Origin of the sequence: Pseudoalteromonas sp. Ps84H-4, assembly GCF_024124645.1 — a bacterium.
Taxonomy (GTDB): Bacteria; Pseudomonadota; Gammaproteobacteria; order Enterobacterales; family Alteromonadaceae; genus Pseudoalteromonas; species Pseudoalteromonas lipolytica_C.
In genome coordinates this window covers 252,966-279,047 of record NZ_JAMXSK010000001.1, presented here as the reverse complement: position 1 = coordinate 279,047, position 26,082 = coordinate 252,966, and the positions used below count along the sequence as shown (strand labels likewise).

General features: G+C 41.7%; 23 protein-coding genes and 1 pseudogene. 13 read left to right on the top strand and 11 right to left on the bottom strand.

Annotated elements, in window-relative coordinates; genetic code table 11:
* Nucleotides 1-33 precede the first annotated feature (33 nt).
* Nucleotides 34-693 (top strand): GAF domain-containing protein, encoded by a 660-nt coding sequence (locus NH454_RS01260; RefSeq protein ID WP_235382063.1) that lies wholly within the window; start codon nt 34-36, stop codon nt 691-693.
* Between the two features lie 73 nt (nt 694-766).
* On the top strand, nt 767-1,957 hold the full coding sequence (locus NH454_RS01255) for an amino acid aminotransferase (protein WP_054553227.1): 1,191 nt from the start codon (nt 767-769) through the stop codon (nt 1,955-1,957).
* 71 nt (nt 1,958-2,028) lie between these two features.
* Here the strand turns inward: NH454_RS01255 and NH454_RS01250 are convergent, their stop codons facing one another.
* From NH454_RS01250 to NH454_RS01215, 8 genes and pseudogenes are all read right to left on the bottom strand, one after another.
* Complete coding sequence (locus tag NH454_RS01250) at nt 2,029-2,778, bottom strand: DUF3379 family protein (protein WP_235382062.1); 750 nt, start codon at nt 2,776-2,778, stop codon at nt 2,029-2,031.
* Nucleotides 2,778-3,320, bottom strand: a pseudogene (locus tag NH454_RS01245) (sigma-70 family RNA polymerase sigma factor); the annotation flags it as partial. The pseudogene NH454_RS01245 and the gene NH454_RS01250, both read right to left, overlap by 1 nt.
* 78 nt (nt 3,321-3,398) lie before the next feature.
* A complete protein-coding gene (locus NH454_RS01240; RefSeq protein ID WP_199527877.1) occupies nt 3,399-5,048 on the bottom strand; it encodes a BatD family protein in 1,650 nt (549 codons plus the stop codon).
* Nucleotides 5,042-6,919, bottom strand: a complete 1,878-nt coding sequence (locus tag NH454_RS01235; protein WP_235382061.1) for a VWA domain-containing protein — start codon at nt 6,917-6,919, stop codon at nt 5,042-5,044. Before NH454_RS01235 ends, NH454_RS01240 begins: the two co-directional genes overlap by 7 nt.
* A 1-nt stretch (nt 6,920) precedes the next feature.
* Complete coding sequence (locus NH454_RS01230) at nt 6,921-7,907, bottom strand: VWA domain-containing protein (protein ID WP_135923911.1); 987 nt, start codon at nt 7,905-7,907, stop codon at nt 6,921-6,923.
* Nucleotides 7,900-8,340 carry a DUF4381 domain-containing protein gene (locus tag NH454_RS01225; protein WP_138557445.1) on the bottom strand — a complete coding sequence of 147 codons (441 nt, stop codon included), beginning with the start codon at nt 8,338-8,340 and terminating at the stop codon, nt 7,900-7,902. Before NH454_RS01225 ends, NH454_RS01230 begins: the two co-directional genes overlap by 8 nt.
* 2 nt (nt 8,341-8,342) lie before the next feature.
* Entirely contained in the window at nt 8,343-9,287 is a 945-nt protein-coding gene (locus tag NH454_RS01220; protein ID WP_135923913.1) for a DUF58 domain-containing protein, read from the bottom strand.
* A 3-nt stretch (nt 9,288-9,290) separates the two neighbouring features.
* Nucleotides 9,291-10,247, bottom strand: a complete 957-nt coding sequence (locus NH454_RS01215; protein WP_135923914.1) for a MoxR family ATPase — start codon at nt 10,245-10,247, stop codon at nt 9,291-9,293.
* A gap of 359 nt (nt 10,248-10,606) precedes the next feature.
* On the opposite strand from NH454_RS01215, the gene fadI reads away from it, so the two are divergent.
* From fadI to NH454_RS01200, 3 genes are all read left to right on the top strand, one after another.
* A complete protein-coding gene (gene fadI, locus NH454_RS01210) occupies nt 10,607-11,917 on the top strand; it encodes an acetyl-CoA C-acyltransferase FadI (RefSeq protein ID WP_235382060.1) in 1,311 nt (436 codons plus the stop codon).
* Nucleotides 11,917-14,142, top strand: a complete 2,226-nt coding sequence (fadJ, locus tag NH454_RS01205; protein WP_235382059.1) for a fatty acid oxidation complex subunit alpha FadJ — start codon at nt 11,917-11,919, stop codon at nt 14,140-14,142. The genes fadI and fadJ overlap by 1 nt, the downstream gene beginning before the upstream one ends.
* A 138-nt stretch (nt 14,143-14,280) precedes the next feature.
* Entirely contained in the window at nt 14,281-14,811 is a 531-nt protein-coding gene (locus NH454_RS01200) for a GNAT family N-acetyltransferase (RefSeq protein ID WP_235382058.1), read from the top strand.
* Between the two features lie 14 nt (nt 14,812-14,825).
* Here the strand turns inward: NH454_RS01200 and NH454_RS01195 are convergent, their stop codons facing one another.
* Nucleotides 14,826-15,212 (bottom strand): MmcQ/YjbR family DNA-binding protein, encoded by a 387-nt coding sequence (locus tag NH454_RS01195; protein ID WP_135923918.1) that lies wholly within the window; start codon nt 15,210-15,212, stop codon nt 14,826-14,828.
* A 190-nt stretch (nt 15,213-15,402) separates the two neighbouring features.
* Between NH454_RS01195 and yeiP the strand changes: the two genes are divergently transcribed.
* The 7 genes from yeiP to NH454_RS01160 all read left to right on the top strand — a co-directional run bounded on the left by yeiP (nt 15,403) and on the right by NH454_RS01160 (nt 22,712).
* Entirely contained in the window at nt 15,403-15,975 is a 573-nt protein-coding gene (yeiP, locus tag NH454_RS01190; protein ID WP_135923919.1) for an elongation factor P-like protein YeiP, read from the top strand.
* A gap of 177 nt (nt 15,976-16,152) precedes the next feature.
* On the top strand, nt 16,153-16,881 hold the full coding sequence (locus NH454_RS01185; RefSeq protein ID WP_235382057.1) for an RDD family protein: 729 nt from the start codon (nt 16,153-16,155) through the stop codon (nt 16,879-16,881).
* Nucleotides 16,878-17,828, top strand: a complete 951-nt coding sequence (locus NH454_RS01180; RefSeq protein ID WP_235382056.1) for a stage II sporulation protein M — start codon at nt 16,878-16,880, stop codon at nt 17,826-17,828. The genes NH454_RS01185 and NH454_RS01180 overlap by 4 nt, the downstream gene beginning before the upstream one ends.
* Nucleotides 17,818-19,278, top strand: a complete 1,461-nt coding sequence (locus NH454_RS01175; RefSeq protein WP_253038080.1) for a hypothetical protein — start codon at nt 17,818-17,820, stop codon at nt 19,276-19,278. The genes NH454_RS01180 and NH454_RS01175 overlap by 11 nt, the downstream gene beginning before the upstream one ends.
* The gene (locus NH454_RS01170; protein WP_253038079.1) at nt 19,268-20,416 is read left to right on the top strand and encodes a hypothetical protein; all 1,149 of its coding nucleotides are present in this window, start codon (nt 19,268-19,270) and stop codon (nt 20,414-20,416) included. The genes NH454_RS01175 and NH454_RS01170 overlap by 11 nt, the downstream gene beginning before the upstream one ends.
* Nucleotides 20,413-21,396 carry a MoxR family ATPase gene (locus tag NH454_RS01165; RefSeq protein ID WP_235382054.1) on the top strand — a complete coding sequence of 328 codons (984 nt, stop codon included), beginning with the start codon at nt 20,413-20,415 and terminating at the stop codon, nt 21,394-21,396. Before NH454_RS01170 ends, NH454_RS01165 begins: the two co-directional genes overlap by 4 nt.
* Entirely contained in the window at nt 21,393-22,712 is a 1,320-nt protein-coding gene (locus NH454_RS01160; protein ID WP_235382053.1) for a DUF58 domain-containing protein, read from the top strand. Before NH454_RS01165 ends, NH454_RS01160 begins: the two co-directional genes overlap by 4 nt.
* A 78-nt stretch (nt 22,713-22,790) precedes the next feature.
* Here NH454_RS01160 and NH454_RS01155 read toward each other — a convergent pair whose 3' ends face one another.
* On the bottom strand, nt 22,791-23,267 hold the full coding sequence (locus tag NH454_RS01155) for a DUF4234 domain-containing protein (protein ID WP_199527869.1): 477 nt from the start codon (nt 23,265-23,267) through the stop codon (nt 22,791-22,793).
* A 375-nt stretch (nt 23,268-23,642) separates the two neighbouring features.
* Between NH454_RS01155 and NH454_RS01150 the strand changes: the two genes are divergently transcribed.
* Nucleotides 23,643-23,837 carry a hypothetical protein gene (locus tag NH454_RS01150; RefSeq protein ID WP_135923927.1) on the top strand — a complete coding sequence of 65 codons (195 nt, stop codon included), beginning with the start codon at nt 23,643-23,645 and terminating at the stop codon, nt 23,835-23,837.
* Here the strand turns inward: NH454_RS01150 and NH454_RS01145 are convergent.
* Nucleotides 23,834-26,071 (bottom strand): EAL domain-containing protein, encoded by a 2,238-nt coding sequence (locus NH454_RS01145; RefSeq protein ID WP_135923928.1) that lies wholly within the window; start codon nt 26,069-26,071, stop codon nt 23,834-23,836. The two genes, NH454_RS01150 and NH454_RS01145, sit on opposite strands and share 4 nt — an antisense overlap.
* Between the last annotated feature and the right edge of the window lie 11 nt (nt 26,072-26,082).

Sequence of the window (26,082 nt, the reverse complement as noted above, 5' to 3'; positions counted from 1 at the left end):
TCATTTCGGCATTATAGATGTTTGGATGGCTAAATGATTTCTACTTACTTATCTGTTGCCCAACTAGATTTACCTGAAAACCTTGTTGCGGAGCAATTATCAAACCTTGAGCAATATCTTGCAGAGTCAGCATTACCTTCAGTGCGCTGGCAGTACCAAATCCCTGAGCTAGGCGAGGGTGGTGCGTGTAGCTTATTTGGTTATTTGCAAGATGAACCATTCAAATTAAACGACTATGTTGCAGACAATGCTGTAAACACTGAAAAGCTGGCTAAGCTTCAACAAATCATCGATTTTGTCGTAGCCCAGACGCAAGTAGATTGGTTTGGTATTTATCAAGCAACAAATACAGACGAAGGCTCACAGTTATTGAAGCTGGTTTACCATGGCGCGCCAAGTCGTCCGTTATTTCCTCTAACAGACGCATTCGCTAAGGGTAGCAATAATGTACAGGTTGCACTATCTAAGCAAGGGCGTGTGATCAATAACGTTGCTGATTACCTTGCTCAAGGTGGTGAGTACTATACTTGCGATCCTAAAGTGAAAGCAGAGACCTGTTTACCATTACTTTCAGACAAAAACGAATGCTTAGGTATTATAGATGCAGAAGCATTTAATACTGATTTCTTTGATCAACAAACCCTTGCATTACTTGTGGCGTGTTGTATTAAAATTCCTCAACTCTTGGTCTAATTTAACTAGTAATTAGGCTGGGTTTTTATGTTAAGCTAGTGGCAACGCTAACCCCTATAAAAAGAGATAGTCAATGTTCTCAGAATTAAAACCATTACCAACAGATCCTATTCTTGGCCTAATGGCGGCCTTTAAACAAGATACAAACCCGAAGAAAATCGATTTGGGTGTAGGTGTTTATAAGGATGAGCAAGGCAATACGCCTGTATTAAAAGCGGTTAAAAAAGCGGAAGCGTTTCGTTTAGAAAACGAAACCAGTAAATCGTACATTGGCTTGGCGGGTAACTTAGATTACTGCCAAAAAATGGAAAACTTATTACTGGGTGAGCATCCTGCGTTATTAGCAAACCGTGTTCGCACTGCACAAGCACCAGGTGGTACAGGTGCACTTCGTGTTGCAGCTGAATTCATCAAGCGTTGCAATAAAGATGCAACGGTATGGGTTACTACGCCAACGTGGGCAAACCACATCAGCTTATTCGAAGCGGCAGGCTTAACAGTAAAAGAGTACCCTTACTACGATTACGAAAATAAAGACCTATTGTTTGATGACATGATAAACACCCTAAAGCAAGTGCCTAAAGGTGATGTTGTGTTATTCCACGCATGTTGTCACAACCCAAGCGGTATGGATTTAAATGCTGAGCAATGGAGCACAGTTGCTGATCTTGCTGTTGAAGTTGGTTTCACGCCACTTGTTGATATTGCTTACCAAGGTTTTGGTTCAAGCCTTGAAGAAGACGCTGCTGGTCTTCGTAAACTAGCTGCAGCGGTAGATGAGCTAATCATCTGTTCTTCATGTTCGAAAAACTTCGGTCTATACCGCGAGCGTATCGGTGCGTGTTCAATTATTGCAAAAGATGCTGCAACTGCTGATATCTCTAACTCTGTATTATTAAGCGTTGTACGTAGTATTTATTCAATGCCGCCTGCACACGGTGCTGATATTGTTAGCACGATTTTAGGCAGCACTGAGCTTACGCAAATGTGGCACGATGAGCTTGATGAAATGCGTAACCGTATTAATGGTTTACGTACTTTAATCAAAGAAAGCTTAGCAGCGAAAGGGATTGAACAAGATTTCTCATTTATTGACCGTCAAAATGGTATGTTCTCATTCCTAGGTATTAATAAAGAGCAAATCGAACGCTTACAAAAAGAGTACTCAATCTACATTGTTGGTTCTAGCCGTGTAAACGTTGCTGGTATCAGTGATGCAAACATTGATTACTTTGCTAATGCAGTAGCAGACGTTTGTAAATAATCGGCTCTATAGCGATAAAAAACCGCAGTCACTGCGGTTTTTTTGTATCTAAATTTTATTTGCGGACAGGGCTAATGTAACCAGCGTATCGCATCATTTAGCATTGCATTATAGCTATCAAGCGGTGCATCAAGGCTGGCTATCAGTATCGTGTCAGCTTGTTTACCGCGGTTTATATGCCCAGCAAAACGTTCATCACTGAAATCTTCTGAGCCAGTACCAAAAGGCTGTTCGTCAGCAGGGACGATAAAGACAGTCATTGGGCCAAAGTCAGATTCAAATACCAAGTGCAGTCCTTTTTTCCCCTGAAAATTACAAAACATTAAATAAGTAACTTTACCGGGTAGCTCATCTAAATGTCCGCCAATTGTGGCAAACTTTTCGTTCACATAGGCAAGGTCAATTGGCTCATGTTTATCAAGCGAGTCAATTTCATGATACAAATGAGTAAAAGCATGCTCACCAACACTGTATAACGTATGCTGTTTGTTAGTAACGAAGAACACACTAATTGCCACTAAAAACGACGCTGCAGCCGCTAAATAAAGGCGATTAAAGGCAAAGCGCGACTTAGCCTCAATAATAGTGTCTAACGGCTGCTCAGAGAGCTGTTCTTCTGCTGCATAAGTATTATCAATAATTCGCTTTGCTAGATTTTCAGGCACGGGTACGTTGAGTGCTTTACTTAGCTCATCATCTAAGGCACGTACATCATCGATAAACGCCTGTTTATCTTCGTCCTGCTCGGCAAACGCGTCAAGCTCCTTATCAGTCGTGCTTGGCTCGGCGAGGATGCGGCGGCGAAACTCGAGTTCATCCATTAATTTGATGCTCCTCTAAGTTGATCATCATCACTGCTTAAAGCCTCTTTAAGCTGGTTTCTGGCACGGAAAAGACGTGTCATTACCGTGTTTTTATTTAAATCGAGTATCTCGGCAATTTCATCACCCGAACACCCCATTACTACTTGTAACAGCAGTGGCTCGCGATACTCTTCTGATAACTTTCCAATTTGTCGTTGAATCACTGTTTGTTCCATTTCAGCATCAAGCGTCGTGCTTTTTTCATCTACAAGTGTGTCATTTTCAACATCGGCGTAATCAAATTGTTTACGTTCGAATCGCCGAGCATTTTCTCGTCGTAATATAGTGAGTAACCAAGGTTTAGCTGCTTGCTGATCTTGCAGTGAATCCAAGGCACGCCAAGCCCTCAGGAAGGTTTCCTGCACTAAGTCTTCTGCAATACTCTGATCACGACATAACCAATATGCAAAGCGAAAAAGCTCACTGTGGTAGATATGAACCAGTGCTTCATATCGCTTTTGTTTTTCTGTCATAGTAAATAAGACCCGCCCACCAGAAAAAAACTTTCTGAATTTATATTATTTTTACATAAAAAACGGCTAATTGTAGATTAGCCGTTTAAATTCAACGTATTAATATTAATCGTATAGATTCTTTAATACATCTTCTTGGTTTGTCGACTTAACGTGCTTAGTGGCTTGGCTAAGCAAAGCCACAATCTTTGCTAAATCAGGATGCTCGTCTGCTGAACTATAGAGTTTAGCGCGTAATTTAGCAATTTCCTCATTGAGGGCTTGATTGTTAAGTGTTGCTTGCAGGTGCTCAATTGGTCGTGTTGTGTGACCGGTTTGCTGTTTAGCGTAGGCCATTAACGTGCTGTAGAAGAGAGCATTGTTGCGTTGTTTAGCGACCTTCTTAAGCTCATCAAGTGATGTTGAAGAAGCAGCTACTGATTGTGGTGCGACTTCACGTACTGTTGGGCGTTTTTTAATATACAGAACCAAAGTGACTAACCACAGGCCATAGCCTACAGCTGCAACAATTACGAGCCAAGCTGGTGTGCTGACTTGAGTGACAGTTTGCACAGCCGGTGGTATATCTGTCACAGCGGCAGAGTTGTCAGTTTGGGGCTGTGTAAGCGTCGCTGGTGGCGGGGTTAATGGGTTAGTACTTGGTATCACCGTAATTGTGCGTGCAGGAAGCGTGGCATAACTGATACGGTTTATTTTAGTATTAAACCAAGGCAATTTTATTTCAGGTAAAGTGTATGTTCCTGGTGTTTGAGGTAATAACGCATAAGACGCTGTTTGCTGAGAAATAACGCGACCATCACGCACTAAGTGGTTATTCTCTTTTTGATCAGGGTAACTTCTAAAACCTTGTACTTGTGGCATCTCGATATCAGGCAGCTGTTCTTTGGTGACACCAAGCGCGGTGAGTTTGATTGTACGTGTAATTGGCGTACCTACCTCTACCGTGTCATCTTTTGGTTGCCATTGCTCATCAAGGTTGACTAATTCACTTGGCAGCCAAGCACCTGTGTAGTTATCAGGAATTGGTTTTATGTCTACATCAACATTTTCACCCATAGCTGAAATTGCCATTTGGCGATAGTTTTGACGGATACGGCCATTAAAGACAGGGGCTGTAATGGTATTAATGCCGCTTTTTTGTGGTTGCACTAGGTATTCGCGAGTGATCACCAAATAACGCTTTCCATCAATCAGCTCATAGCTTTCTGATTGTTTATTGATGGCGGTTAATTCGGCATTTTCCATTTCTGGTGTCGTAAGGTTGCCATCAAGTAGCTCTTTATTGTTGTCTATGTATAGCTTAACTGTATAAACACCAGCTTCTTGCACATACAAACTTTGCGGTTTAATACTGGTTTTGATAAATGCATCTTGGCTTTGTTCAGAGTTTTGACTCCGTTTGCTAACCGTTAACTCAATTGGCTGCGAAGTTGCACCTGCGACGGTAAATGCTGGGATTGTGTAAGTCCCTTCTTTGCGAGTCATTAATTTTACAGACCAACTCGTTTGCTTACTGATTTCACCATTAATAATGTTGGTGCGGGTACTAACGCTCGTTGGTCCAACAACAAAGTCTTTTAATAGTACAGAGGTATCAGGTTGCTCGCTGTTGATGGTGTCGTCAGCGGTAATAGTTAATATGAAAAACTCACCTGCAAGGACTGGGTTTTTATCAACACTTGCCTGTAGTTGGGTGGCAGCCCAAAGCGGCGCTGCCGCGATTAGCAATAAACAACATAATAATCGCATTACCATGATTTTTCGGCTCCTCGTGGACGACGTTGATAGTTTCGTTTTTGTGCTTCTAATTGCATTTTATTTCTTAATAAGATCGCAGGATCATCAGGGACTTTACGAAGTAACTGATTAAGCTGTTGTGCTTTTTCTTTCTCTTCATTAGTCAGTTCAGCTGCTTGTGCCTGCATAGCTTGTTGCTCTGCTTGCTGTTTAGCTTGTTCATCGCTTTGCGATGGCTCTGGCTTTGCATCTTGTTGCTCGGGGGACTGCTCTGGCTTTTGTTCACCTGATTGTGGTGACTGTTGTGCTTCAGATTCCATTTCAGGTTTGTTTTGCTGGCCACTTTCAGACTCGCTTTGCTCACCTTTTTGATCTGATTGTTCACCTTGCTCAGAGGGTTGTTGCCCCTCTTGCTGCTCACTTTGCTCAGAGTTTTCACCTTGCTGGGAATTCTCTCCCTGTTGCTTTTGCTGGTTATCTTGCTGGCCATCGCTGTTTTGTTGATCATTGTTTTGCTGTTGATCTTGTTGCTGCTGTTGTTGCTCTTGCTGCTGCAATAACTGTTCAACGAGGGCTTGGTTTTCTTTTGCTTCAGTAAAATCATTTTTAAGTTGCTGGGCTTGTTTATAAGCCTCTATGGCTTGCTCTAGCTCACCAGCCTTGGCAAGAGCATTACCATAGTTATACAAACCAGTAGCTGACTTATCTTCGCTAAAGGCGTCCATGGCCGCTTGGTAATTACCTTGCTGATAAAGGGCTGCGCCTTTTAGTTGCGCGTTTTCTGCTTGTGCGGCTTGTTCAAATTGATTCTGCTGATAGGCATCAAGGGCGCGTTGGTCTTGGTTTTTAAACACCTCTGGTAACTCAGCGGCGTAAACCTGTTGCTGAGGCAGTAGCATAACAAACAAAACCCCAAGCACTAGGCTGCTTCGGCGAATCAAAAAAAGTGCTAACGGTAGTAAAATAATCAGGCCATAAATACCCGCATCAACACGCCATAAAGCTTGGCTTTGTTTTTCATCTTTAAGCACTTCAGCATTGGCACTAGGTGCGAATGTTTTAATATCTTGATTACTGGTTTGATAAAGCGCAAATTTGCCACCACTATTACGTGCAAGTGCATTTAAGCGACTCACATTTAATTTTGGAATAACAATTTGTCCTTGCATGTCTTTCAAAAAACCACCTTCAGGAAGCTTGATTGGCGCACCTTGCTCAGTGCCTACACCATAAATATTTAAGCGATAATCCGATTCACTTGTAAAGCGAGCAATATCTTCTTGGTCAAGTTGGTCAACACCATCCGTTACTAAAATAATATCGCCTTCAAGGTAACCCGCTTGTTTAAGTAGCTCATTTGCTTTTTCTAAACCATCAATCACATTTGAGCCTTTGCTTGGCATGATATCAGGGCTTAGGCTTGGGATAAGATTAGCCAACGTGCTGGCGTCATTGGTTAGCGGCGAAATAGTAAATGCAGAGCCTGCATAAGCAACCAATGCTGTATCACCTTCTTTGAAAAGCTCAATCATATCAAGTGCTTTAAAGCGAGCTTGAACTAAGCGGCTTGGCGCAATGTCGGTACTGAACATAGAGTACGACATATCCATCACAATGACTCGAGCGTTTTTTGCTTGAAACACTGGCACTTGTTTTTTCTCAAAGCTTGGGCCTGCAGAAAACACAATAGCTAATAAGGTAAACAGCGCAACTAACCAAAGTGGTTGGCTTTGTTTTTTGTGGTTGTCGCTCATTACAAACTGTGCCAAATGGGGGGCTATTAAATCAGCTGGGGCGCTCTTTTTATTGCGCACTAACAACACACTAAAAATAATCAATGCTGGGATTAATAACCAAAGTAGGGCAGGGCGAATAAATTCAAAATCCATACTAGCTCTCCTGCTTAAATTGGCGGATAAAACTGACTAGCATTGCTAAGCTTATTAAGCCAAGCGCTATAAGCAGTGGAATATAAAACAAAGAAATTTGCGGGCGGAACGTTTGCTCATCGCTACTAATAGGCTCAAGTTTATCAAGCTCTTGATAAATTTGTTGTAAACCAGCCACATCTTTTGCTCTAAAGTATAAGCCGCCGGTTTGCTCTGCAATACGCTTTAATAAGCTTTCATCAAGGTTACCACCATTCATGCCACCCATATTAAATAGGCTAAAACCACGTGGGTTATCTGAGCCAACGCCAATGGTATATACTTTGATACCTTCTTCGCGGGCTAACAGTAGCGCATCTTCTGGATCGAGGTTACCAGCGGTGTTTTGTCCATCAGTTAATAGCACAACAATACGATTACTTTCATCTTTGTTGGCAAAGCGTTTTACCGATAAACCTAATGCATCACCGATGGCTGTTGCTCGGCCAACTAGGCCAATTTGTGCTTCGCTTAGCATTTGGCTCACAGTTTTAACATCACGTGTAAGTGGCGTTTGTAAAAATGCCGTATCGCCAAATAAAATAAGACCAAGGCGGTCACCCTGACGCTGCTCAATAAAGTCACTTAATACAGCTTTTACCATGGTTAGCCTATCGACATATTGATTCTGATAGGCCATATCTTGCTCGGTCATTGAGCCAGATAAATCCACTGCAAGCATAATGTCGCGGCCTTCATTAGGCAGTGTGATAGGCTCATCAAGCCAAGTTGGGTTTGCTATTGCAACAACCAGTGAACCCCATACTGCCCATTCGAGTAATGAAACTTTACGGCTATGTTGCTGCACTGTTTGATTATTCAAGCCAAGCTTAGCAAAGCCTGGGATACGTAAACGTAACTGCCCTTGCTGCTTTAGCGGCATAAAGCGGCTTAATAACCAAGGAAGTGGTAAAAGTACAAAACACCATGGCCAACTAAACTCAAACATTGATTGGCTCCTTGAGTTTAAAGTTGTGGATGGCGCTGCGTAATTTAGCCCCAAGCTCGGCATTATTCGTTTGCTGTTGATAAAGTGGCATTAGTTCATCGTAACTAAAGTTGTCGCCACTAAGCTTAGACAAGCTTTCTGACCACTTTGCTAAAGGCTGAGAGGCAAGCTGGTTGTTGTAATAATGACGAGTTAAACGTTTTAAAATAATGTGTAGCTGTTGTGCGTCATCATCAGCCACTGTTTTACTTAATTTAATGGCTTGTTTTTTGGCTTTTTTAAACTGCTGGTTTTTATATAAAAGCACTAAGCCGACAATTAATAACGAACCAACTAAGGCGATGATAAGCCACCAAATTGGAGCAAGTGGCCACCATGCAACCTCGGTTGGTGCAATGACATCATGTAAGCCATCTAGCGGATTTTTTTGCATTGTTACTTTCTCACTAATTGCAGCTCAAGTGGGGTGGCTGCACTGAATGAAATTAAACTAAGCCCAGATTTTTGTAAGCGTTTTAATCTATTAGAAAACGACTCTTCAGCAGACTTAGCAAAACGCTCGCGAAATTGCTTATCCATTAACGGTAAAGCCAGCTCTTGACCATTAGCCGACACGGTCACAGTTTGCTTAAAAGCCGGTAACTGATGCTCGAATGGGTCGCTAATATGGCAGCCAATTAACTCACAGTGTCTGCTTAGCATCTCAAGCTGTTTGAAGCTTGCTTCATCAAGGGCACTGAAATCAGAGACGATATAAACCAAGCTTCCTGGTTTTGCTAAATGATTAAGGCGTTTAAGGTTTTCGCTAAATAAGCTGGTGGTTGTTTTATCTATATTAGTCAGTGCTTGGCTGTGAATATCACATAAATTGTGACAAAGCTTTAGCACTGCTTTTTCGCGCGATGTAGGCTTTAATTCGTGATGGCTATGCTGATTAAACACCAGACCACCAATCCGATCACCGCGTTGACATGCTGACCATGCAACTAATGCGCTAATGTGCGCTGCTTGCACTGACTTTAATAATAACTTTGAGCCGAACAGCATTGAGTTTGAAAAGTCAGTAAATACGAAAACAGGGCGTTCTTTTTCTTCTTGAAACAGCTTAGTGTGGGTTTCGCCAGTACGTGCGGTAACACGCCAGTCGATAGAGCGTATGTCATCACCGGCTTGGTAATGCCGTACCTCGGCAAACTCCATACCGCGACCTTTATGAGGCGCAAGGTATTGCCCAGCTAAACTGTTTTTGATTTTTACTTTGGGCGCAAGTTCTAGCAAGCGAGCTTTGGCTTTGTAATACATCAACTCTTTGAGTGATAAGTTTACGCCTTGACTATGGCTTGCCGCTAACCACGCCGCTGTATCAAATTGGCTCGACATAGCTTATGGTACTGCCACCAATTCTAAAATACGGCTGATCACATCGTCTTTACTAATGCCATCGGCCTGCGCTTCGTAGCTCAATATAATACGATGACGCAACACATTGTGAAGCACAGCTTGGATATCATCAGGGGCTACAAAATCACGACCTTCAAGCCAAGCATGAGCACGCGCACACTTATCAAGGGCAATCGTTGCACGTGGGCTTGCACCATATTCAATCCAGCGGCCAAGTTGCTCATCAAGTTCAGACGCTTCACGGGTGGCAACAATTAATTGTACTAGGTACTTCTCTAGTGGTTCAGCTAAGTACAAACCCAAAATGGCTTTACGGGCAGCAAAAAGCTCACTTTGACTAATTTGTTGCGTCGTTGCTTGTTTATCAGAGATGGCCTCGCCACGGGTTAAGCGTAGGATATCTAATTCGTGTTCAGCACCCGGGTAATCAATGCTTAAATGCAGTAAAAAGCGGTCAAGCTGAGCTTCTGGCAGTGGGTAAGTGCCTTCTTGCTCAAGCGGATTCTGCGTTGCCATAACCATAAATAGGTCAGACAGTGGATAGGTGTTTTTACCAACAGTTACTTGGCGTTCGGCCATTGCTTCAAGAAGTGCTGATTGTACTTTAGCTGGAGCACGGTTAATTTCGTCAGCCAATATTAGGTTATGAAATAACGGGCCTTTTTCAAATACGAACTCACTGGTTTGCTGACGATAAATATCGGTACCGGTGACATCCGCAGGTAGTAAGTCAGGGGTAAATTGAACTCGTTGGAAGCTGCCTTCAACGCCTTTTGCTAATGCATTTACAGCACGGGTTTTTGCAAGACCCGGAGGGCCCTCAACTAATAAGTGGCCATCAGCCAAAATTGCGATTAACAGTGCTTGAGTTAATTGGGGTTGGCCGATAATTTGCGTGTCTAAGTATGTTTTTAATTGTGAAAATGCGTTAACTGCCATAATAAAAAGACTGTCCTAAAAGCGTGAGTCAAAAATTGTTTTTTATACCGCACAAACGTGAAACGTTCAGTGCTTATCAATCGTGTTTACGCTACCGTGAATGGGGCGCTATCAACAAGTTATAAGGATTCAAAAGTTATAACACAAGTGTTAGACAGAAAATCCTCAAATAGTTCGTTATTTTTTAAGGAATTTTATCCTAGCCTATAAAAATTTTAGCCTACCATATAAATACAGTGTTTTTTTGTAAATCGGTCGAAAAAAGCCTATGGTTGAAAACTTACTATTGGCATTCGTACACGGGTTGTTTTAGAATCAGGAAAAACAAACAGGTCAGACCTGTCAGCGGGAGAGCATAAATGTCTGAGCAAAATATACTTAAAACAGCAAAAGGCGATCGTATCGCAATCGTTAGCGGCCTACGAACGCCGTTTGCAAAGCAAGCCACAGCATTCCACCATGTACCAGCCCTTGATATGGGTAAGTTAGTTGTCAACGAAATGCTTGAGCGACTAAATTTCGATAAATCTGAAATCGACCAACTGGTATTTGGTCAAGTAGTACAAATGCCAGAAGCGCCAAATATTGCCCGTGAAATCGTATTAGGTACGGGTATGCCTGTATCTGTTGATGCTTATTCTGTATCGCGTGCGTGTGCGACAAGTTTCCAAGCCATTGCTAACGTGGCTGAGTCAATTATGGCAGGCTCAGTGCAAGTTGGTATCGCGGGCGGTGCTGACTCATCATCTGTATTACCTATTGGTGTTAGCAAAAAATTAGCGGGTAGCCTTGTTGATTTAAACAAAGCACGCACTTTTGGTCAGCGATTAAAGATTTTCTCAAAACTGCGTCTTAAAGACTTACTGCCTGTACCGCCAGCTGTCGCTGAGTACTCTACTGGCTTATCTATGGGTCAAACAGCTGAGCAAATGGCGAAAACGCATAACATTAGTCGCGAAGATCAAGATGCTTTAGCACACCGTTCTCACACTCTTGCAAGCCAAGCGTGGGCTGATGGTAAACTGAAAGACGAAGTGATGACTGCCCATGTTGCACCTTATAAGAGCTTTATTGAGCAAGACAATAACATCCGTCATAACTCAACAGTTGAAGGCTACGCCAAATTAAAGCCTGTATTTGACCGTCATCACGGCTCAGTTACCGCAGCTAACGCTACACCATTAACAGATGGTGCAGCAGCGGTATTAATGATGAGTGAGAGCAAAGCTAAAGCATTGGGTTACAACATTTTAGGTTATGTACGCAGTTTTGCTTTCTCTGCAATTGGTGTACATGAAGACATGCTAATGGGTCCGGCGCACTCAACGCCAATTGCCTTAGATAGAGCTGGTATCACATTAGCTGATTTAGATTTAATCGAAATGCACGAAGCATTTGCAGCGCAAACACTTGCCAACATGAAGATGTTTGCGTCAGATAAATTTGCACAAGAAAAGCTAGGTCGTAGTAAAGCGATCGGCGAAATTAACATGGACAAGTTCAATGTATTAGGTGGCTCTCTTGCATACGGCCACCCATTTGCGGCAACAGGCGCGCGCCTGATCACGCAAAGCTTACATGAACTTAATCGTCGCGGTGGCGGCTTAGCGCTTACGACTGCGTGTGCAGCGGGTGGCTTAGGCGCAGCCTTTGTATTGGAGAGTGCGTAATGACAGATTCAGTATTTAGTTTATCAGTGGCTGATGACGGCGTAGCCGTTGTAACTATTGATGTGCCGGGTGAAAAAATGAACACCCTTCGAAGTAGTTTTGCAGAAGATTTAAAAACCTTACTTAAAGACGCACAAGAAAAAGCGGTAAAAGGCATGGTATTTATCAGTGGTAAAAGCGATAACTTTATCGCTGGTGCTGATATTAAAATGCTTGATAGCGCCAATAGCCGTGAAGATGCATTAGCGTTAAGCGAAATGTGCCAGCAAGCATTTTTCGATATGAAAAAGCTGCCTTTCCCAACGGTTAGTGCCATACACGGTGCAGCATTAGGTGGTGGTTTAGAGTTTGCTTTAGCTTGTGATTATCGCGTGTGTTCAGACAGCGATATCACTAAGCTTGGTTTACCTGAAGTACAGTTAGGCTTATTACCAGGGGGTGGCGGTACACAACGTTTACCTAAATTAGTTGGTTTGCAAAAAGCACTTGAGTGGATGCTTACAGGTAAACAAGTGCGTGCAAAGCAAGCGAAGAAAACAGGCTTAGTAAATGATTGTGTCCCGCACAGTGTATTACTAGATGTTGCTAAAGAGTTTGCACTCAAAGGGAAGGCTAAGGTTACTAAACCTAAGCTAGACCGATTAAGCCAATTACTTGAGTCAAACCCATTTGGTCGTAATATTATTTTCAAAAAAGCACAAGAAAATGTGCTGAAGAAAACAGGCGGTCACTACCCAGCTCCTTTAGCGATTATTAAAGCGGTTCGTGCAAGTGTTGAGCTTGATCAGTTAAAAGCATACAAAACTGAAGCTGAAGGTTTTGCCACGCTAGTTATGAGCGATGAGTCAAAAGCATTGCGCGGTATTTTCTTTGCAACCACAGAAATGAAAAAAGAGTGGCGCAATGATGACGCACCAGCAATCGCTAAAGCAGCAGTATTAGGCGGCGGCCTAATGGGCGCGGGTATTGCTCATGTTAGTGCCGTAAAAGCCGGTGTTCCAGTGCGCATTAAAGATGTGGCTGAAAAGGGCATTAGCAATGCAATGAACTACAGCTATAAAATTTTAGATAAAAAGCAAAAGCGTCGTATTTTATCTAAAGCAGAACTACAACAAACCATGAACCGCATTACCGGTACCACCGATTACAGCGGCTTTAAACACATTGATATTGTTATTGAAGCAGTGTTCGAAGATCTTGCTTTAAAGCAAGGTATGGTGGCTGATGTAGAACGTGAGTGCCAAGACAACACGATTTTTGCAAGTAATACCTCGTCATTACCGATTGCGCAAATCGCTGCTGATGCAGCACGTCCAGAAAATGTAATTGGTCTGCATTACTTCTCACCTGTTGAGAAAATGCCACTTGTTGAGATTATTCCACACGCTGGTACATCTGAAGAAACTATCGCACGCGTGGTTAACTTTGCCCGTAAGCAAGGTAAAACTCCAATTGTGGTTAAAGATATGGCTGGCTTCTATGTAAACCGTATCTTAGCGCCTTATGTAAATGAAGCGGCTAATTTACTGCTAGCAGGTGAGCCAATTGAAAAGATTGACCAAGCATTGGTTGAGTTTGGTTTCCCGGTAGGGCCTTTAGCGCTTCTTGATGAAGTAGGGATTGATATCGGTTCTAAAATTGCGCCAATCCTTGAAAAAGAATTGGGCGAGCGCTTTAAAGCACCTGACGCCTTTAATCGCTTAATCGATTCTAAGCGCTTAGGTCGTAAGACTGGCCGTGGTTTTTATCTTTACGACAAGAAAGATAAAAAAGTGGATGAGTCAGTATACGAGCTACTGGGTGTTACGCCATCACCTCGTTTAAACAAGAGCGAAATTGCTAAACGTTGTGTTGCGCAAATGCTGAACGAAGCGGTGCGCTGTTTAGATGATGGCATTATTGCAAGCCCGCGTGACGGTGATATTGGTGCTATTTTTGGTATCGGTTTCCCACCATTCTTAGGCGGTCCATTTAGCTATATGGATAAACTGGGTGCCGCACAAGTGAGCTCAGAAATGGCGACTTTTGCTAACTACAATCCAATTTTCACACCTTGCGATACGTTAAAAGCAATGGCTGAAAAGGGTAGTCGTTTTTACCAAGCAGAAAGCGAAGAGCCGGCAGTTGAAGAAGCTGCGCCTGTCGATCCGGTTGAAGTAACCAAAGAAGTGGTCGAAGACGAGCAAGCGTCAGAAGAAGCTGATACTGAAACAACTAAAAGCTAGTATTTTAATTAATTAGCTAATTTAAAAGCCCTGCTCACGTTGAGCGGGGCTTTTTGCTTCGATATTGGCCATAAGTGGTATTTAACTCGCCATGTCGGTTTGTTATAACTAGGTTTATTTACTAATTGATTAATCACCATGACTCTCACCACTGAGCGATTAACATTACGGCTGTTAAATGCCGATGACTGGCCATTGTTTTATACTTTGCATAATGATGCCCAAGTAATAGCGAAATGCTTTGATAAGCCATCAGAAGCGCAGCTACGCGCTAAGTTTAATGAACGTTTAAAGCCTTGGCAGCCAAATTCGAATTCACCACTGTGTTTAGTGATTGTTGAAACCAGCACAGGAAAAGAAGTTGGCGTGACTGGATTTACCTCATCAACAGTCCCTGAGATACAAGAAGTTGGTTATTTGCTATTGCCTAACTTTCATGGTCGAGGCTATGCCACTGAGTCTTTGCAAGCGGTGCTCGATTATGCCACATCAGAACATGCTGTACGTGAATTTAAAGCGGTTGTTACCGAAGGTAATATCGGTTCAGAAAAAGTACTTGAGAAGTGTGGCTTTCAGCTGATTGAAAAGCAACCTGACGCCTATGCAATTGGTGGTATTTTGTATGCCGATCATCATTATCATTTAAGCTGCACTGATCACAGAGTGTGATCAGTGCAAAACTTTTACAGATGAAGCTCAATCGCTTTTCTGTCTTTTTCTGGCATATTCGCAACCACTAAATTAAACGAATTATCGATCATTCGTTCAATTTCTCCTTGTGGTACGGTGCCATCTAAAATAACCGTATTCCATAAACGTTTGTTCATATGATAACCCGGGATCACAGACGGGAAAATATCACGTAATGCTTGAGCCTCATCAGGGTCGCACTTTAGATTAAGCCACCATACAAGGTTGCCTTCATCATCTGTTTGACCTTCTTTGCCCTCTGCGAGGGTAGCAAACATTTTATGATTAACTTTATAAACATCGACATCTTGGCCAAATGGTTGTGTGATCATCACCAATGGCTTGTTCATTAAATATTCGTGTACTGCGTGTTGATTCATGATCCAATCCTTGAAGTCATTTTTCGTAGTTATAAACATAGCAGCTTTTTCGTAGTTTGGAGACAACTATTGCCATAATTTGCTGAAAAATAGGATAAATCACAGATGTGATTTAAAACTATAAATTTTTATTGAACAAACGCTATTACGTGGTAAATTCCTGTCATCAAAAAACGATAGGAATACACCCATGCCTAAGGCAAGTGAAGTTAAAAAAGGCGCCGCTATTGAGCATAACGGCCGTGTTTTAGTAGTTAAAGATATTCAACGTTCTGTACCGCAAGGTCGTGCAGGTGGTAGCTTATACCGCATGCGTTTATACGATGTAGTAACAGGCGGTAAAGTGGATGAAACATTCAAAGACAGCGACATGCTAAAGCTAGCTGACTTAACTCGCCGTGAAGCAATGTTCTCTTACATTGACGGTGAAGAGTATGTTTTCATGGATAATGAAGATTACACGCCATATAACTTAAACAAAGAAGCGATTAGCGAAGAAATTTTATTCGTTAATGAAGAAACTCAGGGTCTTCACGTAATTGTAATTGATGGTGCTCCGGTTGGTCTAGACTTACCATCAAGCGTTGAACTTGTTGTTGAAGAAACAGACCCTTCAATTAAAGGTGCTTCTGCTAGTGCGCGTTCAAAGCCTGCACGTTTAACTACGGGTTTAACGATTCAAGTTCCTGAGCATATTTCTACAGGCGACCGAATTCGTATCAACACCGTTGAGCATAAATTTATGGGCCGTGCTGAGAAATAATGGCACTCACTGATAGAAACCGGCTAGTTGCCGGTTTTTTTGTGTCAAAAAATAGTATTTCAGTGTTTTATTAAGCGACAGAATAAAAGTTTGCTCCTACAAAGGCATTGAAAAAGGGACAGAAAAGCCGCATCATTAAGGGCTTACGAAAACAATAATAATGCTAGTTGTCGATTAATGTTAAACCACGGATTGGAAAACAGAGAATATATAAAACTTCCCGAAGGCGTTGATATCGCCATAACTCCTGCTGGCGTTGTTGCCCGAAGCTACGCTTACCTTATTGATTTTATTATCCGAGGCCTTGTTTTAATTGCTGTGAGCAGCGTTTTGGCATTTTTAGGCGATGCAGGGCAAGGGCTTATTTTAATTGCTTACTTTGTAATTTCTTGGGGGTACAACATTCTTTATGAAATGGAGAATGGCCAAACACCCGGTAAAAAAAGACTTAAAATTCGTGTTGTGCAAGATAATGGCTTACCCGCGAGCTTTTCGCAAATAGTGGTGCGCAACTTATTACGCCCCGCAGATATGTTACCGATAGGCTATTTCTTGGGTCTTGTGGTTATGTTGTTTAACAACCGTTTCAAGCGAATTGGTGATTGGGCTGCTGGTACTATGGTTATTTATGAAGACGAGTTAGAAGCGCGACCAGAGCTGTCGAAAGGCCAAGTGCATGTCCCTACAGTAAGTTTAACTACCGAAGAGCAACTTGCAGTGCTGGCTTTTGCTGAGCGTCATGACGAGTTATCTGATGCTAGGCGCCACGAACTAGCGCGTATTCTCGCAGAGTCATTTGCGACAGATGAAAACAATATTGAGTGGCACTTGCTCAGTTATGCGCGCCATTATGCTGGACAAGTCAATGATAATACAGATTACCCACCGCAAGAGGGTAAACCATGAAACAAACTCAATTTGTAAAGTCGAATAGTGAACGCTGGGATGAATTTAAGACTTTGTGTGAACAAAAAAGTACAGAGACTTTACCTATTCACTTTCCTAATTTGTATCGAAAAGTGTGTAATGACTTAGCCATTGCGCAAAGTCGTCAATACAGCCCCGTGTTGATTGAGCAAATCAATAGACTCGTGCAGTTAGGGCAAAAGCGACTTTATTTATCGCGTAGTAATCAATTTTCTGAATTATGGCACGTAGCACGCACAGCATTTCCTCGCGCCCTATATGAAAACCGTTTAATGCTTGGTATTAACTTATTGGCATTTTGGGGATTGGCTCTTATTGCTTTTATTTGGGTGACACTTGACCCTGATGCCGTCTATACATTTTTAGGGCAAGGCGCCGTCCTTAATATCGAACAAATGTATAACCCCAGTGGTAGCGTACAATCGGCTGAGCGAGGCGCATCACAAGATCTCATGATGTTCGGGGTCTACATTTACAATAATATTGGTATTGCATTTCAGATGTTTGCAGGCGGTGTGTTGTTCTGTGTAGGCGCTGCCTTTTTCTTATTATTCAATAGCTTTTATTTTGGGGCTATTGCCGCTCATATTGTTAATGTTGGTTTTGAAGGGCCGTTTTTCTCATTTGTTATCACCCATGGCTCGTTTGAGTTAACCGCTATCATCATTGCCTCAGCGGCAGGCTGTCAGATTGGTTACGGGCTTTTAAATCCCGGCCAGTTTACCCGTGCATATGCGATGAAACAGGCTGCTCAAAAAGCACTCCCACTGATTGTTGGGGCGTTTTTAATGTTGGTGATAGCCGCTTTTATTGAAGCATTTTGGTCACCTCGTGATATTGCTAATGAAGTTAAATATTTAGTTGGCAGCGGTTGTTGGGCTTATGTCATTTTTCGCTTATATAAGGGTATGCGTTATGGAGCTTAATCACCTAAGCTTTAACCCTCGTAAGCGCAGCGCCTACGAAACCTTTGATTTAGCGGTATTACTGGTTAAGCAACACTTTGTAGCATTGGTAGCTATGTATTTAATAATGGCTGTCCCGGTGTTTTTAATGATTGGCCTGTTGTTTAATTGGGGAATAAGTGCTTTTGTTATCTGGTGGCTCAAGCCTCTATTTGAGCGGCCATTACTGGATTACATGTCAAAAGCGGTGTTTAATCAGCCGCTAAGTATTAGTCGTAGCTTAAGGTCAGTGAAACAGTTAAAAATGACCGACATGGTCGCTCATCTAACGATATATAGGCTTAGCCCAAATCGTGCATTTTTTGCGCCAGTTGAGCAACTAGAACGACTTTCAGGTGAACGAAAAACCAAGCGTAAGCAAGTATTGTTTGCCTCAACGAAGCCTAAGCAAACACTATGGATGCTGTTTTGTGTGCATTTTGAATACATTTTGTTGATGGGGATATCGGCACTGACTATCGCATTAATCCCCCAATCGTTTTCTGCCGAAGAGGCTATGTACCAAATTTTTGAATCTCCAGAGTGGCTAGAGATAGCTTTTAACCTTATCTACATAATTAGTATTTCGTTGGTTGCACCTTTATTTGTTAGTGGTGGATTTCTTGCTTATTTACACCGCCGTGTAGAGCTTGAAGGTTGGGACATTGAGCTGGCATTTAAAAACATTCGTACCCGCCTCGCAGGCTTACTCAGTGCTGTTGGGCTATTTATGCTAACAATGTTTACCCTGCAACCATCAACTAGTTATGCTGAGCAAATCGATAAGCAAGCGATAAAAGAGCAAGTCACCGCACTCTATAATGAGCCTAATGTCATCGAAACAGAAACCACCTGGGTGCCAAATTTAGAGCCTACAGAGAGTTCATCACACAGTGATTGGTCATGGCTTATCGATCTGTTTACAGCGATAGGTAATGGGTTTGGTGTATTAGTTTGGCTGTTAGTTGGATTATTATTGGTTTGGCTCGTTTATTACTTGATTAAAAAACGAGGTTTTTTTGCCAACTTAAGCTTACCTGAGCGCACAAAAGTAACTGAAGAGTCAGTGATCCCAACCTTATTTGCAGAGATTAAAAGTAAAGATTTACCATCAGATTTAATAGCTGCTGCACAGCAATGCTTTGAGCAAGGTGAGCATCGCTTAGCGTTAGCGTATTTGCTTCATCATACCCTGAGTTGGGCTCAGCAGCATCACCAAGTGCGCCTGCACCGCTCGATGACTGAACGCGAATGTAAACGTGCAATTGATGCAAAGGTGCCAAATCAAGGACAAGCGATATTTGCCCGCTTATTTTCTGCATGGGTCGCGGTTGCTTGGGGTCATAAAACCCCTGATATCAATTTTGTAGAGTTAACTGCACAAATTACAGCAATGACAGCAAATACTCAGGAGCAAGCCCATGAAGCTTAAGGTTGTGCTAATTGCTCTATTAGTCTTGTTTACCGTGTTTATCGTTGCCTCACTGGCCTCATTAGATTGGGAAAAAAGAGAAGTTGAAATAGGGTTTCATTCAGATGTTGCCAAAGATAACTTCACCATGGCCCAACGTCTTTTAAAGGCCAATGGAATAAGTTGGATCAAAGATAAACACTTGGCTGAACAAGCACAAAGTGAAGAGCTTGCGATAGATCCAAAAAGCATTTTAATTTTAGATGAAGCCGTACTTGCTGACTCTTATCTGCTTGATACTCAGCTTGCTGACTGGGTCGCTGATGGCGGGCGTTTAATTTATGTATTAAATAGGCAGCGCGAAGAGCTAGCAATCGATAATTCAGTGTTCTTTGGGCAGCTTGGCATCAATGTGCTAAGTCAAGAAGATGTCTTTGAGTATGATTTTGCGATGCGCAAAGAGGGAGATAAAAACAGTGTGTTGTCTATTGATGAAAATACTGAGCTCGAACTCGAATTAAGCCGTGCCTTTTACATCGAAAACTGCCCTGGTGTAAGTACAAATACTTCTGAGGGCAAAACCCTAATGTGTGATTTTGCCTTTGGTCAAGGCAGAGTAGTTGTGATGCCATCGTTATTACCTTTTACTAACTATCGTTTGCGCCACCTCGACCATGGCAGTCTATTACTTTGGTTAAGTAAAGGCGCTAAGAGTATTAGCTATGTTCCATACCTGACTTACCCTAATTGGCTTGCAAAGCTTTGGCACTGGAGCTGGCAATTTGTAGTGACTCTAGTGTTATTAATTGTGCTTGCAGTGTGGCATATTACGAGCCGTATTGGCCGAGCATATGCCCCTGATTTTGAAGCTAAAACCAGTTTTAATCAGCATATTCGTGCACTCGCAAATTTTTACTCTGAGCACGGCCATGAAGCCGTATTATTTGCCGCACTCAAGAAAGACTTTTACAGCAAGGTAGAAGCGCGTGTACCAAACTTTAAAATGCTAAGTGCAGAAAAACAGGCGCAGAGTATTGCTAATTTAACCCATTTTGAAAAACAACAGGTAGCGCAGCTATTGGCTAGCAAGTTACCTGACTCAAAAACACAAAGAACAAATTATATAAAACGATTTAAACAGTTAAGGAATGCCTTATGAGCACGGAATTAGACACTAATCGCATGAGCTTAGTTGAGGCCGCTGATGCAGTAAAACAAGTAAAGCATAACATTTCGCGTGTGTTAGTCGGTCAAGATGCCATTGTTGAAGATGTGCTTACCGTTCTTTTTGCGGGTGGCCATGTGCTGCTTGAAGGGGTTCCGGGACTTGGTAAAACATTACTTGTTAGAGCTTTAGCTAAAAGCTTAAGTGTAAATTTCTCACGTGTACAATTTACCCCAGACTTAATGCCATCGGATGTTGTTGGTCATAGTTTATATGATATGAAGTCAGGTGAGTTTAATATCAAAAAAGGCCCTGCCTTTACTAATATCTTACTTGCTGATGAAATTAACCGTGCGCCAGCAAAAACGCAATCAGCCTTACTTGAAGTGATGCAAGAACAACAAATCACTATTGATGGCGAATCGTTATTAATAAACTCCCCGTTTATGGTATTAGCCACTCAAAACCCACTAGATCAAGAAGGGACTTACCCATTACCAGAGGCCGAATTAGACCGCTTTATGATGAAAGTAGAGCTTGGTTTTCCTTCTCATGAATCGGAAGTTGAGCTTTTAAAACTGAATACACAAATAGTTTCTAATGAAAGCAAAGTGGAGCAGCTTCCAGCGGTATTAGATGCCAAGCGTATTGCTGAAATTAAACAGCTTTGTGCGGATATTTTAGTAGACGAGCAAATTCTTAATTATGCCGTTGATATAGTTCGTAGCTCACGAACTTGGCAAGGCGTGCTGCACGGTGCAGGGTCACGTGCCTCAATTAATATCATTAAAGCTGCAAAAGTAATGGCATTGATCAATGGCCGTGATTTTGTTACCCCAGATGATGTGAAGCTAGTCTCGCCAAATATTTTAAGGCACCGTTTAATTTTATCTGCGGATTTAGAACTGGAAGGTGTTTCGTTTGACGAAGTGATCAGTGCTATTTTAGCCAGTGTTGAAGCGCCACGCTCATGAGCCGTATCAAGCTTAGGCCAGCAAAACGTTTAGTTGTGTTAACAGCACTCATTCTGTTGCTTATGCTTGTGTGTGCTATTGCTCAGGTAAATGGCATGCTTTTAACCGCCTTGTTATTGGTGCCAGCTTTAGTTGCAATTGTTGATTGCTTGGCAGCTAAGTCAACGCCTTTACTCGAAGTAAGCGCAGAAACTAACCTAAATATGGCTTTATACAGACGCCAAGATTTAAACGTGTTGATTAAAAATAATGCCAAACATGCTAAGCAATTAGATGTGAGTGTGCATTTAAGCAACGCTATTGAATTGTTAAAGCCAGTGCAAACCCTATTCATTGACGCTAAGCAACAGGCAAAGCTGGTCTTTATGATACGCGCCCATAAGCGGGGGGATGCACAAATTAGTGCGATTGAGCTTAGGGTGGGGTCGCCACTAGGCCTTTGGCAAGCAAATTGGTTGGCAACTCAAGCTACTCAGTTAAAGGTCTACCCAGACTTTAGCCGTGTTACCTCTAAACAGCATTTAAACGGGATCGTGAATAAGCCTATTTCGGGGTTAAAACTCACCAAAAAGCGCGGTGATGGTATTGAATTCCAGCAATTACGCGAATATCGCCAAGGTGACAGCGTCAGGCAGATAGATTGGCAGGCAACAAGTAAACGCCGAAAATTAATTTCGCGAGAGTATCAAGAAGAGCAAAACCAGCATGTAATAGTTATGCTTGATGCCTCAAAAAAAATGGCCGTAGAAGCCAATGAAGGCAGCCACTTTGATCATGCTTTAAATGCATTATTGCTACTTTCTCACACGGTTTTAAAGCAAGGTGATTGGTTTAGTATGCAGAGCTTTAACCAAAACTTACGCTGGTTACCCGATGTTAAAGGCGCGCAGAATGTATCTCGGGTGATGAATCATTTTTATGATTTATACCCAGATAATAGCAGCAGTGACTATTTGGTAGCTGTAAACCAGTTAATTGCTAAGCGCAGTAAACGCTCTTTAGTGTTATTAGTCACCACCCTAGATGAGCAAAGTATTGACGAGTTAATGCCTGCAATAAAGCTATTGCAAAAACATCACTTAGTGGCACTTATCAATATTAACAATCGTGCCGTGAGTGAAGTGCTCGAAGAACCTATAGAAAAGTATGAAGATGCAACCAGTTACTGTGCAGCATTAGCACTACTAAATTCACATAAAGCCAATATGGCTAAGCTGAAAAAGCAAGGGGTGATAGCCATAGACTGTAACCCTGAGCAGCTGTTACCGCATGTGCTTAATACCTATTTGAATGTGAAGCACTCAGGGGCGTTGTAATACCCGAATATCAAGCGGCAATAAAAAAGGCATTGAATTCAATGCCTTTTTTATTAATTAACGAAACCTATGAAACGATTACTTTTGATTATCAATGGCCTCATTAATTTTGTATTGGAAATAAATCGCATAAAAGAAAAACGTGAGTATGCCACTTAAATGTACCGGCTCATTGCTGCCTTCATTAATTAACTCTTTGAGTGAAGTACGTAGCGAGAAAATGAATACCAGACCAACAATTAAAGAAATAATAGAAGCAATAGCAGACAAGGCTTCAGAAATATCGGTGAATGCCAAAACAAAGTTGATTACGTAAATAGCAACATAGCCATAAATTAAGTTTTGATTTACCTGATGTTTAGCAAGTGCGTTTGCTTTGTTTGCGCGGCTTACTAGCCAGTATAAGGCGTAGATACCTAATGTGATAAGACTCAAAAAGAATACGCCCCAAGCGGAGAAGCGCTCAAAGTTTAAAATAGGTTTATTGCCACTTGTATTTGCTTGAGTTAGCTCTGCTTCAGGTGCTTCATATACATTTGTTGATTCTTCAGACACAACGGATCCTCATTTTTTTGTTAGTTCCTTGATTACACCAATCCGCAATAATACTTAATCATTTTGAGGGATTAAACTTGTCGCTATCTGCGTTAAAAATTTCTGATTTAGAACAACAAAATAACGAAATTTTTGCCTTGCTATCAACGAGGTTTTATTGCCTCAAAATAGACCACTTAATTAAGCGAACTGGTATTAGTTTGTTCCTATATTAGTAAATCGTAATTATTTAGTACACATTAATTGTTGCTTTACCTAGTAAAAATAATAAAAAGTTCGTTGTATAAACACGCGTTATGCAGACTATATAAAGTGTGAAGTTCCAAAAGCTGTGTGAATTATGTACACTGCCGCTGATTTTTAATGAGGTGTTGTGTGCTATTTGTTATTTTAAGCTGTATGTTTGTTTTGGTGATGTATTTAGAGTCGTTGTCTAAAGGGATGCCAGTAAAGCGTTGGATGCTTCTCGGTGGAATGCTTGGCCCAATTGCCTGGTGTTTGTTTAACGTACATTATCGACGTGCCTTTATTCGTCATATCGGCCGCCAATCATGTGGCTGGCGACCTTAGGCCTCTACGCTTCTTAATAAACTTGGCGCAGACTTATCGAGCTGGCTTTTTAAAAATTCTGTAAATTCTGGCTGTGATAACGGTTTAGAATAGAAATAACCTTGTATTGTTTGGCACTTCAATTGCTCTAACATTGTCACTTGGTCAGCTTGTTCAACCCCTTCAGCAACTACATGTAAATCAAGGTTATGGGCAATGGTCACAATCGAGTCGACCATGTTGCGACCACGCTCTGATTGCATATCATCAATAAAGGCTTTATCAACTTTTAAGGTGTTAAGCGGAAATTGCTTTAAATAGGCCAATGATGAGTAACCCGTACCAAAGTCATCCATTGCTAGGTGAATACCACGAGCGCTTAGTGAGCGCATAATTGTTATCGCTTCTTTAGGGTCATCCATTACCGTACCTTCGGTAATTTCAAGTTCTAAGAAATAAGATGGCAGCTCATTTTTTTGTAAAATTACATCAATGCGAGTGGTCAAATCAGGCAAGCTGAATTGTTTCGCTGATAAGTTAACCGCAACTCGGCCGTTAAATAAGCCTTGATCAATCCAGTTTTTTACATCACGACATGCTTTGTTTAATACCACTTCACCGATTTCGATGATTTGCCCGGTTTCTTCTGCAATAGGGATAAATACGCCCGGGCTTATAATGCCTTTTTTCGGAGTAATAAAACGAACCAGTGCTTCCATACCATCTAGTTTGCCAGTGCGAATATTCATTTTCGGCTGATAATAGACTTCAAAATGATCTTCTTTTAAACCGTAGCGCATCAAGTTTTCGATTTGTAGCCTTTTGACGGCTTGGCGGTTCATAGTGTCGTTGAAAAATAGGTAACTATTCCCTTTTTTCTTGGCATGATACATGGCTGTATCGGCATTCTTAAGCAATAACTCTGGGGTATTACCATCTTCAGGAAATAACACAATACCGACGCTCGATGTGATCACCAGCTCATGGCCTGCCATGTTGAATGGTGTAGCTATCGCCGCTAAAAATAGCTTAGCCATACGAGTAATGGTGTGTATGTCGTTGGTACCCGACATGACCAGTGCAAACTCATCTCCACCTAGGCGATAAAATACGTCTTTTTCGCGGGTAAGTTTATTCAAACGCATCGCAAGCTTAGACAGCAAGCTATCGCCAAGTTGATGACCAAGTGAGTCGTTGATCTTTTTAAAGTTATCTAAATCGAAAACTAACAGGGCATGATGGTTATCTTGCTTAGCGAGCTTCTTTAAATTCGTGAAGAACAGATTTCGATTAGGTAAGCCTGTTGTGCGGTCACGGTTTGATAAATTATGAAGTTGCGATTCGGCTTTTTTTCGTTCAGTTTGATCTGAGAATACAACCACATAATTACAAATTTGATTGTGCTCATTTTTGATTTCATCAATTGAAATTTCAATGGGCAGTAGCTGTCGCTTGGCGTTTCTCAGTTTGACTTCTTGTTGCCAATGTTCAGTGGCTTTAACAGTTGCTTTAACTTCATCTACATAACTTTGGTCATAACCATTAAGCATGAAGTCTTTTTTTAGGTATTGCTCGCGGCTGCCACCAAACAAGGTTAAAAAGCTTGGGTTTAAATCGACTAATTTGAAGTTTTTATCGTAAATAGCAATCGCGTCAGTTAATGACTCAACACATTTAGCAAATAAGTTTAAGCGTGCCTCAGTGGACTTTAGTTGCGAAATATCCCGCACGGTGCCAGTCATGCGTAATGGCTGTAAGTTTGCGTCTTTTTCTATAATTTTTCCGCGGTCTAATACCCAGTGCCAACGGTCAAAATTATCTTTAATACGGTAACTTGCTTCGAAAAAAGCAGTGTGTTCTGCAAAATGTTTTTTTAGTGCTTTTTCTACTTGGTGAACATCATGGGGATGGATAAGGTCACGATTAGGAGGGAAGGCGCTGGTATTATTAGTATTCGCGGTGTATTTGTCGTTAATACGTAGCACTTCGCCTGTTTTTATATTCCAATCCCACAATGTATCTCCGCTTCCCTCTACAGTACTTTTTAGTCGATGTTCTGAGATACGGAGTTGATGGCGAGAGCGTTTGAGCTTGAAAATTATAAATAATAGGTACGGCAATAATAACAACATCACCCCACTTGGTATTAATAGCAAAGTTGTTTGCTCAAGTTCTATGGGGCTTGCAGCGGCGCTAAAAACGCTCGCTATACTTATTGTTAGAAAAGCAGAAATCATTGTTATTATTTTTGTCATTAATGCATTAC